Source organism: Neobacillus sp. S1227 (assembly GCF_055385255.1).
In genome coordinates this window covers 2784485-2800693 of the sequence record NZ_AP038276.1, presented here as the reverse complement: position 1 = coordinate 2800693, position 16209 = coordinate 2784485, and the positions used below count along the sequence as shown (strand labels likewise).

At 42.0% G+C, this 16209-nt stretch carries 16 protein-coding genes; 12 read left to right on the top strand and 4 right to left on the bottom strand.

The features are described from left to right. The 5 genes from ACZ5AE_RS14135 (at position 1) to clpP (ending at position 2758) form a co-directional block, all read left to right on the top strand. Positions 1 to 660, top strand: coding sequence for an MFS transporter (locus tag ACZ5AE_RS14135; protein WP_464573327.1), 660 nt, complete (start codon positions 1 to 3; stop codon positions 658 to 660). A 98-nt stretch (positions 661 to 758) separates the two neighbouring features. Further along, positions 759 to 905, top strand: a complete 147-nt coding sequence (locus tag ACZ5AE_RS14130; protein ID WP_464573325.1) for a hypothetical protein — start codon at positions 759 to 761, stop codon at positions 903 to 905. Positions 906 to 1049: 144 nt separating this feature from the next. After that, positions 1050 to 1277, top strand: a complete 228-nt coding sequence (locus ACZ5AE_RS14125) for a hypothetical protein (RefSeq protein WP_464573323.1) — start codon at positions 1050 to 1052, stop codon at positions 1275 to 1277. Positions 1278 to 1441: 164 nt separating this feature from the next. Next, entirely contained in the window at positions 1442 to 2143 is a 702-nt protein-coding gene (locus ACZ5AE_RS14120; RefSeq protein WP_464573321.1) for a sigma factor-like helix-turn-helix DNA-binding protein, read from the top strand. Positions 2144 to 2173: 30 nt separating this feature from the next. Then, positions 2174 to 2758: an ATP-dependent Clp endopeptidase proteolytic subunit ClpP gene (gene clpP / locus ACZ5AE_RS14115; protein WP_464573319.1), complete on the top strand. Its 585-nt coding sequence runs from the start codon at positions 2174 to 2176 to the stop codon at positions 2756 to 2758. A gap of 1113 nt (positions 2759 to 3871) precedes the next feature. On the opposite strand, the gene ACZ5AE_RS14110 is transcribed toward clpP, so the two are convergent. Beyond that, on the bottom strand, positions 3872 to 4267 hold the full coding sequence (locus ACZ5AE_RS14110) for a DUF2243 domain-containing protein (RefSeq protein ID WP_464573317.1): 396 nt from the start codon (positions 4265 to 4267) through the stop codon (positions 3872 to 3874). A 166-nt stretch (positions 4268 to 4433) separates the two neighbouring features. On the opposite strand from ACZ5AE_RS14110, the gene ACZ5AE_RS14105 reads away from it, so the two are divergent. Together ACZ5AE_RS14105 and ACZ5AE_RS14100 are read left to right on the top strand one after the other, a co-directional pair. Continuing rightward, positions 4434 to 4937, top strand: a complete 504-nt coding sequence (locus ACZ5AE_RS14105; RefSeq protein WP_464573315.1) for a DinB family protein — start codon at positions 4434 to 4436, stop codon at positions 4935 to 4937. A gap of 116 nt (positions 4938 to 5053) precedes the next feature. Continuing rightward, a complete protein-coding gene (locus tag ACZ5AE_RS14100) occupies positions 5054 to 5728 on the top strand; it encodes an NUDIX hydrolase (RefSeq protein WP_464573313.1) in 675 nt (224 codons plus the stop codon). Here ACZ5AE_RS14100 and ACZ5AE_RS14095 read toward each other — a convergent pair. Next, positions 5705 to 6550, bottom strand: coding sequence for an MBL fold metallo-hydrolase (locus ACZ5AE_RS14095; RefSeq protein WP_464573311.1), 846 nt, complete (start codon positions 6548 to 6550; stop codon positions 5705 to 5707). The genes ACZ5AE_RS14100 and ACZ5AE_RS14095 overlap by 24 nt on opposite strands. Positions 6551 to 6661: 111 nt before the next feature. After that, positions 6662 to 7549, bottom strand: coding sequence for a LysR family transcriptional regulator (locus ACZ5AE_RS14090; protein WP_464573309.1), 888 nt, complete (start codon positions 7547 to 7549; stop codon positions 6662 to 6664). 236 nt (positions 7550 to 7785) lie between these two features. On the opposite strand from ACZ5AE_RS14090, the gene ACZ5AE_RS14085 reads away from it, so the two are divergent. Next, on the top strand, positions 7786 to 9591 hold the full coding sequence (locus ACZ5AE_RS14085) for an assimilatory sulfite reductase (NADPH) flavoprotein subunit (protein ID WP_464573307.1): 1806 nt from the start codon (positions 7786 to 7788) through the stop codon (positions 9589 to 9591). A gap of 27 nt (positions 9592 to 9618) precedes the next feature. Beyond that, entirely contained in the window at positions 9619 to 11337 is a 1719-nt protein-coding gene (gene cysI, locus ACZ5AE_RS14080) for an assimilatory sulfite reductase (NADPH) hemoprotein subunit (RefSeq protein WP_464573305.1), read from the top strand. Positions 11338 to 11368: 31 nt separating this feature from the next. Here cysI and ACZ5AE_RS14075 read toward each other — a convergent pair whose 3' ends face one another. Then, the gene (locus tag ACZ5AE_RS14075; protein ID WP_464573303.1) at positions 11369 to 12262 is read right to left on the bottom strand and encodes a DMT family transporter; all 894 of its coding nucleotides are present in this window, start codon (positions 12260 to 12262) and stop codon (positions 11369 to 11371) included. A 240-nt stretch (positions 12263 to 12502) separates the two neighbouring features. On the opposite strand from ACZ5AE_RS14075, the gene ACZ5AE_RS14070 reads away from it, so the two are divergent. The 3 genes from ACZ5AE_RS14070 (at position 12503) to ACZ5AE_RS14060 (ending at position 16125) form a co-directional block, all read left to right on the top strand. After that, positions 12503 to 13693 (top strand): aminotransferase-like domain-containing protein, encoded by a 1191-nt coding sequence (locus tag ACZ5AE_RS14070; protein ID WP_464573301.1) that lies wholly within the window; start codon positions 12503 to 12505, stop codon positions 13691 to 13693. Positions 13694 to 14433: 740 nt separating this feature from the next. Beyond that, positions 14434 to 15204: a cyclase family protein gene (locus ACZ5AE_RS14065; RefSeq protein WP_464573299.1), complete on the top strand. Its 771-nt coding sequence runs from the start codon at positions 14434 to 14436 to the stop codon at positions 15202 to 15204. A gap of 15 nt (positions 15205 to 15219) precedes the next feature. Next, complete coding sequence (locus tag ACZ5AE_RS14060) at positions 15220 to 16125, top strand: fumarylacetoacetate hydrolase family protein (protein ID WP_464573297.1); 906 nt, start codon at positions 15220 to 15222, stop codon at positions 16123 to 16125. Positions 16126 to 16209: the final 84 nt, after the last annotated feature.

Below are 16209 nucleotides of genomic sequence, written 5' to 3'. Positions count from 1 at the left end.
ATGACTGTTGTTTTAAGTGAACCCCCGTCCAAAAAGCTGCTCGTGGAAAAACAGACCAAAACGGTTGGATGGCGTGAATATTTTGTTAGCTCGATAGCTTTTTTTAAAAACAATCCTAGATTACTTTTGATTATTACAAATGCTATGGCCATTGCTGCCTGTGTGAAATACCTGGATGAGTTTTGGCAGCTGTATTTAGATGATATCGGCTTTTCTGTTTTATTTTTTGGATTGTTTTCTGGATTGATTTCACTTGCAAGGATTCCTGGGAATCTAATGGCGGGTTATTTAAAATATTATCTTAAGACGGAGACCATCATTCTTACAGTTCTTGCTATCACCGCCACTGGACTTATGTTTAGCGCCATGTTTCCGGGCTGGGTGGGTGTTACAATGATAGTTTTTGTATTTCTGGCCAGCGGAGTGATGGAACCGGTTGTGACAGGATATCTTCATCACAATGGTTCTTCGGAAATTAGAGCAACAATTGAATCATTTCAATCATTGATCGAGAGAGGGATTACATTCATCGTCGGTATTGGCTTTGGTTTGATCTCATCAAAAATTTCCGTCATAGCAGGATTCAGCTTTCTAGGAGCTGTTATCTTCATGTTTTTTCTTCTATTTTTTTTCAAAATAAGAAAAAGGCTGTCTGCATAGGCTGACTTTCCAATCATATAATAATATTATGTTAACTTAGAATTTGATTGTAATAAATTTTTCCATAATGTAGCACCCTAAAAGTGGAGGTGAAATTTATGGAAAAAGAAAATTACCAAATTGCCGAGAACCAGACGAATGAAACAGATAATGAAGCAATTATGAATAGAGTAAATCAAACCTTCGATAAAATTTCCCAAGATGTTAAAGAAATGATTAATGAAAATAACAACCAATTGTCATAAGAAGCGCCAGAAATGGCGTTTTTTTTGTTATTTTAAGTCCTCCTAATAATACCGGAGGAAACCGTACCGGACTGACCGTAGGATTGGCGACTACGGACAAAACTGGTGAAGAATCAGACGGAAATGTCCGCAGGATTAGCCTCTATGGACAAAACTGGAGGAGAATCACGCCGAAATGTCCGCAGGATTGGCTGCTTCGGACAAAACTGGTGTAGAATCACGCCGAAATGTTCTCAGGATTGGCTGCTTCGGACAAAACTAGTGAAGAAACAGGCCGAAATGTCCTCAGGATTGGCTGCTTCGGACAAAACTGGTGTAGAATCACGCCGAAATGTTCTCAGGAAAAAGTCCTTTAGAAAACAAAATCAATGAGAATCCCTTAAAATGGACTGCCAAACAAATTTATTACCAAACCTCACATTACATTGTTAATAAGTGTTAACATCCCCTTGAATGAATATGATAAATTAAATTTACAAATAAATTTTCCAACCCCGTATCTTTTCGTCTCCCAATATACGTTTATAGTGTAGAGAGTGCAAAAAGGAGTGAAAAACATGCTACACAAGTTTAAACCGAAAGACAATGACCATGCATATTCATATTGGCAGGAGCAGTATCCAAAACTCAAGCAGTATTGTCACTTTCTTACTCAAAACGCGTGGGATGGGGATGATGTTGCACAAGAAACTTATCTAAAAGCATTGAAATATGAAAATCAACAGCAAAGGGTAACACCCGCTCTGTTAAATAAAATCGCATATAACCACTGGGTGGATGTAATTCGCAAAAGAAAAAAGGAAAGCATTCAAGAGGAAACTGAATTTACCTGTAAATGTCTGAACGAGGCTCGGAATGAGCTATTTAATACTGTTGAGATACTTATCAATCATTTCACCCCAAAGCAATCAATAATCTTTTTATTAAAAGAAGCTTTTCTATATCAAATAAAGGAAATCGCCGAAATACTAAACACCTCTGAAATGGCGGTAAAGGCCAACTTGCACCGAGCAAAAAATCGGCTGGAAAAACTAAAGGATGAAGACCAGTCCCTAACCTCAGAAACATACTGGGATATCGATGAACGGGAGCAATTATCAGAACTCTTTTATGAGGCATTAAAGAGCGAAGATCCATCAATTCTTATTGAAGAAATAACTTCGTCTTTCAGCAAAATTCCAAAAGCTGATTCTATTCAAAGCTTCTCTCCTTCAAGCACTCTCTGCATGGCTGCCTAGCCAAAACTGCTTATAAGGAGACGATTTTAAATGAATACCATTCCATACGTGATTGAACATACAAATCGCGGCGAGAGGTCCTACGATATATATTCCCGCCTGTTGAAAGACAGAATTATTATCATTGGCGATGAAATCAATGACCATGTGGCTAACAGCGTGGTAGCGCAGCTTTTGTTTTTAGCTGCGGATAATCCGGAAAAGGAAATCTCACTGTATATTAACAGTCCAGGGGGTTCGACCTCTGCAGGTTTTGCCATTTTTGATACCATGCAATACATTCAGCCGGATATCAGAACCATCTGTACCGGAATGGCTGCGTCATTCGGGGCCTTGCTGCTCTTGGCGGGTACGAAAGGAAAGCGTGTCGCCCTACCAAATAGCGAAATCATGATCCATCAGCCGTTGGGAGGGGCAAGAGGGCAGGCAACGGAAATTGAAATATCCGCCCGCCGTATTTTAAAACTTCGAGAACACATAAATCAAATCATTTCAGAACGAACAGGGCAGCCTCTTGAAAAAGTGGCAAGGGACACAGACCGCGACTTCTTCATGAGCGCAGAAGAAGCCAAAGATTATGGGATCATAGATGAGATTTTATATCCTAAGATATAAGAAAAAACCTCTCGGATGTGTAATTATCTGGTCACTTTAGAAGTGCAGACAATCAATTAACAATGCAAAACACATGGTCTTCGCATCCGAAATCACGAAGTATTCCTAAACGTTGAAATAATTATTCGAGTGTCTACGAGTTGGGATTGATTTTTAATGTGATTTAAGAGGACGATTATATTGTGGGAATTTTTTTAATTCATATCAGAGTAGCCTATGTCAATCATTGGCTACTCAAGATACTTTTGGGTCAAACACTTTGGGCAGCCTAAAAAAATGGTTACCCAAAATGCTCTGCTTCACCCATTTCGGTCGCTAACAACCTCTATTGGCTACTCAAATTACTCTGCTTCACCTATTTCGGTCGCCAACAACCTCTATTGGCTACTCAAATTACTCTGCTTCACTCATTTCGGTCGCCAACAACCTTTATTGGCTACTCAAATTACTCTGCTTCACCCATTTCGGTCGCCAACAACCTCTATTGGCTACTCAAATTACTCTGCTTCACCCATTTCGGTCGCCAACAACCTTTATTGGCTACTCAAATTACTCTGCTTCACCCATTTCGGTCGCCAACAACCTCTATTGGCTACTCAAATTACTCTGCTTCACCTATTTCGGTCGCCAACAACCTCTATTGGCTACTCAAATTACTCTGCTTCACCTATTTCGGTCGCCAACAACCTTTATTGGCTACTCAAATTACTCTGCTTCACCTATTTCGGTCGCCAACAACCTTTATTGGCTACTCAAATTACTCTGCTTCACCTATTTCGGTCGCCAACAACCTCTATTGGCTACTCAAATTACTCTGCTTCACCCATTTCGGTCGCCAACAACCTTTATTGGCTACTCAAATTACTCTGCTTCACCCATTTCGGTCGCCAACAACCTCTATTGGCTTCCCAAAATGCTCTGCTTCACCCATTCCGTGCATCAACAACCTCCATTGGCACCCAAGGTAGATAGTTAATGGTAATTTCAGTCGTCAATCCCATATTATTAGGAATTAGCAGTGAAAAATCTTGCGAATAAGTCAGTGAATTGTCCTGTTTGTTTACTTTATGCACCTTAAAAGGGGACCCGTTAATTTGTAATCCAGGCGTTTTTTCATGAAAATGGCACACCATTATGCTTGTTGACTTCAGCAGAGCGTTCCTTTTTGATTCCAACCCAAACAAAAACAGACCCAAATACTACAAACAACGGCTCCAGCCAATTGGCTTCCGGTCCATTGGTAATCCGGTGCAACTGAAAAATCCAATGAAAAACAACAATATCGAAGCTCAAGAACAATCCGGCCGCAACGGTAAACCCATTGAAGAAGGACTGTGAAAAGAACCGGTAAAAGATAGCCATCAAGATCAATAGCACCAGCAGCCCTAAAAAGACGGCACCAATCCGCTGTGCTTGTGTTTCTGCCTTCAACCCCATCGCCAAGGCATCAATTAAATGAAAGAAAAAATCTGTTACAAAGAAAGCTGTAATCGCTCCAAGAATCCGCAATTGATATTTCCCCTTTTAGAAAAAAATGAAATCACTTTTAAAATTATATTCTAATAGACAGGCTTCGTTAAACTTTTTTTGAAAAAGAAATATATACATGAACCGCCACATTTTGGTAATAATGAAATAGGTAGTTAATCATAGCCAACAAAATGGAGGTATAATCATGTATACATCAATCCAAGAATTCGTACAGGAATGGAATCAAGAGTCGGGGTCTACACAAAAGATTATGGAGGCTTTGACTGACAATTCACTAAATCAAATGGTTACAGCTGATGACCGATCACTCGGGAGAATTGCCTGGCATGTTGTCACAAGTACACCAGGAATGCTGCATGAATTCGGTATCAATGTCGCCCAAGTTGAGAATGCAGGAACAGTACCCACATCAGCAAAAACCATCGCTGACGAGTTTCGCAAGGTAAGTGCTGATACAATTGAAGCAGTCCAGCAACAGTGGACCGACGACTCCCTGAAAGAAATGAAAAATGTTTTTGGGATGAACATGCCAAAAGCGGTCACCCTTGACCTTCTTATCAAGCACATCATCCATCACCGCGGCCAAATGACAGTACTAATGCGCCAGGCTGGGCTCCAAGTGCCAGGTGTTTATGGTCCTGCCAGGGAAGAATGGAGCCAAATGGGAATGGAAGCACCTGCCATATAATCATTTTCTGAGCACGCTAAAAAATAGCGTGCTTTTTCAATTTGAAAAAGGAAGGGAAATTAGCTAGACAAGTTGAATATAGATGTAATCAAGAAAAAAAGAAAGGTGGTACAAATATGGAGGTTACACCAAGACCGGCGTCCACGGTCGTTTTATTGGATCATCAGAACAGAGTTTTCTTGACACAAAGGCCGAAAACGATGAAATTTATGGGGGGGTTTTATGTTTTTCCCGGGGGAGCGTTAGATGGAGGCGATGAGGCTCACGACGACGAATATATTAGCAATGAAAAACGGGATGTGTCCTTCAGCCAGTCATATTATATCGCTGCGGCACGTGAATTATTTGAAGAAGCCGGGATTCTCCTATGTCAAAAAGACGACGGTTCAACAGCCATTTTGGAAGAGGAAACCGCTATAGAATACCGCCGTCTTCTAATAAAAGGTGACATTTCTTTTTTACATATGTTAAAAAAGGAAGCGCTTTATCTAAATCTAGAAAACTTAACATATTTTGGACGAATTATTACACCAAAATTGAGCAAGATTCGCTTTGATACAAGATTCTTTCTTGCTAGGCTGCCTGAGGGCCAAACTCCAAGACCTGACGAAATTGAAATTGATGATTCCTTATGGATTACTCCTCAAGACGCTCTAACCCAATATGGAGAAGAAAAGATATCTTTAGCTCCGCCGACAATTCATACCTTGAAATCGATTGCTGAATATGTAAAGGGCGGTCCTCTTACGATGCCGGAGTTTAATGTATCAGACTATAAGATTGTTTTTTAAAGAATAAACTTCTTCTTGCTGCGTGACGGATTCCTCTTTTATTAATTTGATTAAATGTGCCTCGGTTGTTCTTTTTGCCACTTCAAACACACTGGGATGGATGGAATCTTGATAAATGATATTTGTTAACTCCACAGAAGTTAAGCTCGTATGTTCTTTCAATAAATCCTTAATTTGGTTTTCTCGAAACAGTCTTCGGTTCAATACGAACTTTATGTGCTGATAAGGCGTTGTGACCCATTCCCCATGGCCAGGACCGATTTTACTGATTTTTAATTGCTCAAGACGATGAAGGGTCGTAAAATAATCGCTCATGTCACCATCCGGAGGGCCAATCCAGGATGTTCCTTCCGCAACAATATTATCTCCGGCAAGGAGAATTTGTTGGGAAGGAATATACAGGTTCAACTGGCCTGCCGTATGGCCTGGGGCATGTAGAATATGTATTTCCTCACCAGCGATACGCAGGATGTCCCTGTCATTTAAATAAGAAATATTGCTCCAAGGTGAAATAGCTGATTGGGTTTCCTCTTTTTCAAGGTGATGACAGTACACAACCGGATTCCAGTCGATCAGCTGACAAACACCTGGAGCATGATCAGGATGAGCGTGTGTAAGAATAATCGTTTCTGGGACAGCGATTTCATTTTCAACAAGGGCTTTTTCTAATTCACTTCGCGTTTCCGGCTGGTCATATCCAGCGTCAACCAAGATGCTTTCCTGTGCGTTCCCAATCAAATAGCAATTTGTTGTCATATGGGGCAGCAAAGTAGGGGTAGGAATGGGAACACGAATTATTTTTAGTTCATTTACATTTTTCACAAAAAACATCCTTTCAACCTTTTTCGGCAAATTTCTATTTAATTACTAATTTATTCATCGTGCTAATGAAAAAATCCTGCTGAAAAATAGAGAAAAGGGCGCACAGTCATTTTACTTCGGCCATTTTTGAGTTAAGGAATGAATAAAGGTTTTCACATTCCGCTTTTCTTCCATAATCGGTGAGTATACATAGGAAAGGGTTCGGTTAAAAGTTTGATTTTTTACATTAATGATAGATAGTAGTCCTTGCTTGACATCCCTGTCAATGACACTGCGGGACAAAAGTGACAGCCCCATCCCGTTGATGAGCGTTTCTTTTATTCCTTGGCTGCTGCTGATGGTTAAAAAGGATTTAACCTTCAAGCCATTGGAACGGATGACATGGTTTAAATACTCGCGGGTTCCGGATCCATTTTCCCGTGTTACCCACGTTTGATTCTGCAGATCAGCTATCGTGACTTCCTTTTTTTGCGTAAGCTCATGAGTATTTGATGAAACCACGAAAAGCTCGTCTTCCATAAACGGATGGACCGATAATTCCTTTTCATTGGTGTGACCCTCAATTAATCCAATATCCACTTTATACAATTTTACCGATTGTGCGATTTCCTCGGTATTGCCGATAACCACATGAAGATCCAATTCTGGATATTCCTTTTGAAGCTCGATTAGCAAAGCTGGGAGGATGTACTCCCCAATCGTAAAACTGGCCCCGATGATTAATTCTCCTTTTATGGAATCTTGATGTTCAAGAATGTCCAGCCTAGTTTGTTCGTAAATGGTAATCATTTGCTTAGCTCGTTCGTAAAGGATCTCACCCGTCGGAGTGATTTGCAGGAATTTTGGAGAGCGCAGAAATAATTTTGTTTGAAATTCTTTCTCTAGATTTTTGATATGTAAACTCACACTGGGCTGTGACATTAGCAGCAACTCTGCAGTTTTCGTAAAATTTTTAACCTCTGCCAGGGTGACAAAGGTTTTTAACTCTTCGTAATGCATAACCAACCCGCCTTATTATTAGAAATACTAATAGTTTTAATAATTAATATTTATTTTACTAATGTTCAGATATTCGGTAAAGTGAAAATGAAATAAATGCATGATGGTTTTTATTTAATTCCTACTTGACTTATAGGAATAGTAAAACTATTATAATAGTAATCAATTTTTCAATGAAAATGATGTCTTAGAGCAATTTCAAAAATGGCTTATTTTCCTTAGGGGAGTGATATTTTTTGCAACTTCAGGTATTGAACAGTCCATTTACAGAGGAGCAGGCAGAGCTCCTAAAACGTCTACTGCCAAGCTTAACGGAATCGCAAAAAGTCTGGTTAAGCGGGTACTTTGCTGCCTCTGCAAATTCAATCGTATTGGGAGCACCTGCAGGTCAGCCTGTGCAATCCCAAAGCGTATCCAAAGAGGTAACGATTCTTTATGGATCGCAAACCGGAAATTCCAAGGGTCTGGCGAAAAAAGCAAGTCAGGCACTTGAGGGGATCGGTTATAACGCAACCGTTTCGGCGATGAGTGATTTTAAACCAAACAATCTAAAGAAGGTTCAAAACCTTCTCATTATTGCCAGTACACATGGTGAGGGTGAGCCGCCTGATAACGCAAAATCCTTCCATGAGTTCTTATTTGGAAAACGGGCGCCAAAGCTTGACGGTCTGCAATTTTCCGTTTTGGCACTTGGAGACAGCTCATATGAGTTTTTCTGTCAAACCGGAAAAGATTTTGATAAACGTTTGGAAGAGCTTGGAGGAACTAGACTTTATCCACGCTTTGACTGTGATGTGGATTTTGACGAGCCGGCAGGTGAATGGCTGCAAGGTGTTCTTGGCAGCTTGAATGATGTTCAGGGTGGAAGTGGAGCACCAGCGCCAGTACCTGCACGAACAACTCAATCTGCTGAGTCTGTGTATTCAAGAACTAATCCGTTCCGTGCGGAGGTACTTGAAAATATTAATTTAAACGGCCGTGGTTCGAATAAAGAAACTCGTCACCTTGAATTATCGCTTGAAGGATCAGGTCTCAGCTTTGAGCCGGGTGACAGCCTAGGGGTTTTTCCAGAGAACGATCCTGCGCTAGTTGAGTTGTTACTTCAGGAATTAACTTGGAGTCCGGATGAGGCTGTTACTGTGAAACAAGGGGATGTCCGTCCACTTAAAGACGCGCTTACTTCTTATTATGAAATTACCGTGTTGACTAAACCACTGCTTGAAAAAATCGCTCAGGTTTCAACCAATGTTGAGTTGAATGAGCTTGTAGCGGCAGGCAATGAAGGTCAATTAAAGGCTTATATTGAGTCCAGAGATTTACTAGATTTAATCCATGATTTCGGTGCTTGGGGAGAATCTGCACAAGAGTTTGTATCCGTATTACGTAAAATCCCTGCACGACTTTATTCCATTGCTAGCAGTTTGTCAGCTAATCCGGATGAAGTTCATTTGACTATTGGCGCCGTCCGCTACGAAGCACATGGCCGGGAACGGAAAGGTGTCTGCTCAATTTTAACAGCGGAGCGTCTTGAAGCAGGGGATACCTTGCCGATTTTCATCCAACATAATGAAAACTTTAAACTCCCTGCTAACCCGGACGCACCGATTATTATGGTTGGGCCGGGAACCGGTGCTGCGCCATTCCGTTCGTTCATGCAGGAACGTGAAGAGGCAGGTGCAGAAGGTAAAGCTTGGATGTTCTTTGGCGATCAGCACTTCGTAACCGACTTCCTTTACCAGCTTGAATGGCAAAAATGGCTGAAGGACGGCGTGCTCACAAAAATGGATGTAGCGTTTTCTCGCGACCAGGCTGAAAAGGTATATGTCCAGCACCGCATGTTAGAGCACAGCAAGGAATTATTCGAATGGATTGAAGAAGGGGCTTACTTCTACATCTGCGGCGACGAGAAGCACATGGCACATGATGTCCACAGTACATTACTTGAGATTATTGAAAAAGAAGGCCAGATGAGCCGTGAAAAAGCAGAAGAGTATTTAGCCGAAATGCAGCAGCAAAAACGCTATCAGCGTGACGTATATTGATTTGGTTTTGAAAGGAGTCTTTTCAACATGGTGAACTCAATTTTAAAAGCACCGGATGGTAAGCCAAGTGATGTCGAGCGAATAAAAGTAGAAAGCGACTATTTACGCGGCACGCTGAAGGAAGTAATGCAGGACCGGTTGAGCGCAGGTATTCCTGATGATGACAACCGTTTGATGAAGCATCATGGCAGTTATTTACAAGATGACCGTGACCTTCGGAATGAGCGACAAAAACAGAAACTAGAACCAGCTTATCAATTTATGCTCCGTGTCCGTGCACCAGGCGGTGTGGTAACACCGGACCAATGGCTGGTATTGGATAGGCTTGCCGATAAGAACGCCAACGGCACCATCAAACTGACAACTCGTCAGTCGTTCCAATTTCATGGCATTTTAAAATGGAACATGAAAAATACGATTCAGGAAATTCATAACACTCTGTTGACGACGCTTGCAGCATGCGGTGATGTCAACAGAAACGTAATGTGCAACCCGAATCCATATCAATCAGAAATCCATTCGGAAGTTTATGAATGGGCAAAGTATTTAAGCGATTATTTATTGCCGCGTTCAAGAGCCTATCACGAAATTTGGCTGGATGAGGAGAAGGTGGCTGGAACTCCAGAGGTAGAAGAAGTGGAGCCATTATACGGTCCAACTTACCTCCCGCGTAAGTTCAAGATCGGGATTGCTGTACCTCCATCGAATGATATCGATGTCTTTTCCCAAGACCTTGGTTTAATTGCGATTGTAGAAGACGGAAAGCTTGCTGGCTTCAACGTAGCTATCGGCGGCGGGATGGGAAGTACACATGGCGACAAAGCAACATATCCACAGGTTGCGAAAGTCATCGGATTCGTTACTCCTGACAAAATCGTGGAGCTAGCTGAAAAGACTATTTCGATTCAGCGCGATTACGGAAATCGCTCTGTCCGTAAAAATGCACGTTTCAAGTACACAGTAGATCGTCTTGGTCTGGAGACAGTTAAGACTGAATTAGAAAACCGCCTAGGCTGGAGCTTGGATGAAGCGAAACCATATCACTTTGATCATAATGGCGATCGCTATGGATGGGTGAAGGGCGTTGGCGGCAAGTGGCATTTTACCTTGTATGTTGAAAATGGACGTGTGAAAGATTATGAAGATTACAAGCTGAAAACAGGCTTAAAGGAACTTGCCAAAATCCATACTGGTGATTTCCGTTTAACACCAAATCAGAACCTTGTGATTGCCAATGTTTCAAGCCAGAAAAAGAAGAAGATTAGCGAGTTAATGGAGCAGTACGGGTTAACTGATGGAAAGCACCATACGGCACTGCGCCGAAATTCAATGGCATGTGTTGCGCTGCCAACATGCGGCTTGGCGTTTGCTGAAAGTGAACGCTACTTGCCAAAGCTAATTGACAAGATAGAAGAGATTGTAGATGAAAACGGTCTTCGTGACGAGGAAATTACGATCCGCATGACCGGCTGTCCGAATGGCTGTGCCCGCCCGGCGCTGTCAGAAATCGCGCTAATCGGGAAAGCGGTCGGTAAGTACAATTTGTATATCGGGGGCGCTTTTGACGGCAGCCGTATGAACAAAATGTACCGTGAAAACATTGGTGAAGCGGAAATTCTAAATGAATTGAGCGTCCTGCTTGGCCGTTATGCGAAGGAACGTAATGATGGAGAGCATTTCGGAGACTTCGTCATCCGTGCTGAAATCATTAAAGCTGTAACAGACGGAACTAATTTCCACGACTAATTAATAAGAAGGGGCATGAGGCCGCTGTGCATTAAGCAGTGCGGCTCAAGCCCCTTTTCTTATTTGGAGTTTGATAGGTTGCAAGAACAGCGCCTGTGATGGTTATGATGCCGCCTAGCAGGGTTGCCAAGGATACGCGCTCTTCTAATAACAATACACCAAATACAACGGTCCAAACAGGCAGCAAATTGATAAAGGGTGCCGCAAGTGCCGGTCCGACCATTTCAACTCCCGCGCTCCAGGAGAAGAAGGCAACAACAGAAGCTAATGTACTAACGTAGACAACTGTAAGCCATGTGGAGCCAGTCATGTGAATCATTCCCGTATCAACTGTGCCGACACAGCTTAATGCGCTTAGGAGGGTGCCGTAAAAGGATGCTCCGGCCGTCATGGTCAGTGGATCTATACTTTTCCCATATTTTTTGCCGAGAACCGTATACATTCCCCAAGCCAAGCAAGATAACAGAATCTCAACTTCTCCGATTAGGGAACCGTGGGACGCCCCACCTTGTTTTCCCTGAATTAAAATCATCACGCCAATCACAGAAAGGACAGCGCCAATCCACGATTTAGCATGAATCTTATCTTTTAAAACAAACGGAGTAAACAGCAAAATGGCAATCGGAATTCCCGCAGAAATCATACCGGCGTGCGAAGCGCTTAAGGACCTTAATCCTAAGTAATTTAATGTAGAAAAGGCAAACACTCCAAAAAATCCAAGAATCAAAAATTCCTTCCATTTTTTTATGATTGGGAAATCCTTCTTATTAAAAGTAAGAATCCCCCAAAGGAGTATGGTCGATATTCCCCAACGTATCGTATTTAGCAGCGTTGCCGGCAGAGCCGGTGCCAGGAAACGTCCGCATATGTAGTTACCGCCCCAAAGAATGGTGGCTAAGATTAATAGTGCAACACCTTTTTTCATGTAGATTACCCTTTCTAGTTGGTCTCAAAACACTCTGTTTATTCTATTAAATTATAATACTACTTTAAAATTATTTAGGAAAGCGAATGGTTTTAATTTTTCAAAACATTTAGAAATAAATTCTTGCATCTAAGGATTTTATATTATACTATTTAAAATAATATCAATCTTCAATTAGATGCTTTAGTAAAATAGCATTATATTGAACTATTTATTTTTCAAAAAAGGAAGCGACTAACATTGAATTATCCATTTGCATCTCGAACTCAAAGCTTTGAATCATCTGCCGTGAGGGACATCCTAAAGGTAACGCAGCAGGCTCATGTCATTTCATTTGCAGGAGGACTGCCTGCCGAGGACATATTCCCAGTGGAAGCGGTAAGAACTGCCTACGATAAAGTTTTTTCCTCTGGAAACAACGCTTTACAATATGGTTTAACTGAGGGCTTTATTCCGCTTCGTGAAATGATTCAAGTAAAAATGGAGCGTAAGGGGATTAAATCTGCCCCTGAAAATATATTGGTTACAACAGGATCCCAGCAGGTAATTGATTTGTTCTCAAGAATCATGCTGAACGAAGGAGATGTCGTGCTTACCGAGGATCCTACCTATCTATCAGCCTTGCAGGTGTTCCACTCATACGGAGCAGAGGTAATTGCTGTCCAAAGTGATCAGGAGGGAATGGACCCTGAGGATTTAAAGAATAAACTGGAACAATACCAGCCTAAATTTGTTTATGTCATTCCAACTTTCTCAAATCCAGACGGAAAAGTTTGGAGCGCGGAAAGACGTCAGCATTTATTAGACCTTTGCTATCAATATAATATTTTTATATTAGAAGACGATCCATACGGGGATATTCAATTCCATGAAGACGAGCATTACCAGCCGCTGGCATCACTTGATGAGCAATCTACCCATGTCGTTTATACGAGTACCTTTTCGAAATCCGTTGTTCCAGCACTGCGTACAGGCTGGGTAACCGGCCCGATTGAAATCATTCAAATGATGGCGAAAGCCAAGCAAATGAACGATTTGCATTCGAGCAGTCTAGATCAGCAGGCACTTTATTATTTGCTGCGTGATTTTGATTTGGATTCTCATATCCAGACAATCCGCCGCGAGTATTATCATCGAATGACGATTATGCGGGATTACATTGCGAAACTCGGCACTGACTTGTTCAAATGTGCCGAACCGAAAGGCGGCATGTTTATGTGGGTCGAGGCCAATGCAGAGATCAATACCACTGCATTGCTTCACCAGGCAGTTGAAAAGGGTGTTGCCTTCGTGCCCGGCGCGCCATTCTATGTTGGTCGACCTAAATACAACACCTTCCGCTTAAACTTCAGCCATTCTTCACCTGAACGGATTCAGGAGGGAATGGACCGGTTGGTAAGTGTTCTACTGAAGCCGGCACATTCTAAATAAATTTAGGTAAAATAAGTGTTAAGGATTAATATTTTAGGTCCCGGGGCTGTCGAAATACTTTCGATAGCCTTTTATTTCATTCGTTACAGTTAGCAATTCAACGTACTAATTGTTGAAGGCTTTTAACAGTCTGTTTATCTCAGCTAATATGTATATTAGTGATCTATGCTGATGAACGGGGAATCTTTTCAAGAATTCGGGTGGATATAAGCGCCCTATGCTACCAAACTGGCTATCGTTTCAAAAGTACGGGTGTTTATAAAGGCCCTATGCTACCGAAACGCCTATCATTTCAAAAATACAGGGGTAAATAAATGCTCTATGCTACCGAACTGACTTTCGGCTCAAAAGTACGGGCGTTTATAAAGGCCCTATGCTACCGAAACGCCTATCATTTCAAAAATACAGGGGTAAATAAATGCTCTATGCTACCGAACTGACTTGCGGCTCAAAAGTACGGGCGTTTATAAAGGCCCTATGCTACCGAACTGACTTGCGGCTCAAAAGTACGGGCGTTTATAAAGGCCCTATGCTACCGAAACGCCTATCGTTTCAAAAGTACGGGCTTATACAAAATCTCGGCTATTTATAGTGTTAAGGATTAATTTCCTTAGCACTTTTTTATGAGTTAATATCACTCAATGGTAAATTTCGACAACATTTTTAACCTATATTTGTTATGATTTCAGTCGTAAACGAAAAATGTCCAACCTATACCTTTACGGAAAAGGGATAAATAAATGAACCGCAGCCATTTGCGTATTATTGATTTAAGTGTTCCATTGGATATTAGAGCTAAGGAACCGTTCCCTCCTGAAATCATCTATGAATCACACGAACAGGGGGCGGAGCAGGCAGCTAAAATACTAGGCTTAAAGGCAAGTGATTTTCCGAACCGTGCTGCCTGGGCGGTGGAAACGGTCACTCTGACTACACATACCGGAACACATGTTGATGCGCCTTGGCATTACGCTGCCAAAACTGCCGGGGAACCCTCTAGGACAATTGACCAGCTTCCTCTCGAATGGTTCTATGGCTCAGGTGTTCTCTTTGATTTTAGCGACCGGCAGCCTGGCTATGAAATCCAAATAGAAGATTTGGAGACACAACTGCAAGAAATGAATTATCAGCTGAAACCTTATGACATTGTGTTGATAAGAACAGATGCCGATAAAAAATATTTCGAAGAAAACTATGCTGCAGTTCATGCAGGGGTTTCCGCGGATGCAACACGCTGGCTTATCAAAAAAGGAGTTAAAGTCATGGGAACGGACGGCTGGGGGTGGGATATTCCACTCTATCATCAGGCGGCCGATTATAAGCAAAATCCCCGTGATGGTGTCCTGTGGGCGGCCCATTATGTTGGCAAGGAAGCAGAATATTGCCAAATTGAAAAACTGGCAAACCTTGAGATGCTGCCTGCCAGACATGGCTTTAAAGTAGCGGTTTTTCCGGTGAAAATAACAGGGGCAAGCGCTGGTTGGGCTAGACCAGTTGCCATTTTTGATTAAAGGAGATTATAAGGAATGAAATTTATAACATTTATTGATGCAAACGGCCGCCAAAAAGCTGGCTGGCTGAAGGATGAGAACGTCTATGATATAAATCTTGTCAGCAACGGTGAACTGCCAGACAATCTATTAGAATTAATTAAGAACTATTCCGGATATTTGCCAGTTCTGAAGAGTTTGAAAGAAAAAGCGGAGCCATCCTTTAAGTTAAACGAAGTTAAACTAACAGCACCGCTGCCGAATCCGCCAAGTGTAAGGGATTTTATGGCTTTTGAACTTCATGTATTGAATGCCAGGAAACTGACTGGCCGCAAGGTACCCGAGGAATGGTACGAAATACCTGCCTTTTATTTTACAAACCACTTAGTATTGTCGGGCCACAATGAAAAAATCGAACGCCCGCCCGGTTGTTTGGCTTTGGATTATGAACTGGAGCTGGGCTGCATCATCGGTAAGGAAGGGAAAAACATCAAGGCTGAGAACGCCGAAGACTATATTTTCGGCTATACCATATTAAACGACTGGTCCGCCCGTGATCTGCAGCAGAAAGAGATGAAAATCGGGCTAGGGCCGGCGAAGGGTAAGGACTTTGCTACAACCATCGGACCTGTCATCGTTACAAAGGATGAACTTGAAAAATATCGCTCCGGCCGCGGCTTTGACTTAGCGATGACGGCCACGGTAAATGGAGAATTGCTATCGAAGGGAAATGCCAAGGATCTATATTACTCATTTGGGCAAATGATCGAAAGGGCATCAGCAGGAGTCACGCTCTACCCGGGAGATATCCTTGGATCCGGTACAGTTGGAACAGGCTGTCTTTTGGAACTTGGGCAAGAGGAACATCGGTGGTTAGAACCGGGTGATACAGTAGAACTAGAAATCACAGAGATAGGTAAATTAAAGAACCAGATTATTTAATTCTTGTTTGAGACATGTTCTATTTTTTCAAAGTGTTTTGTTTTCTGAAGCCGCCCACAAATTTGTGGGCGGCTTTCTTAACCC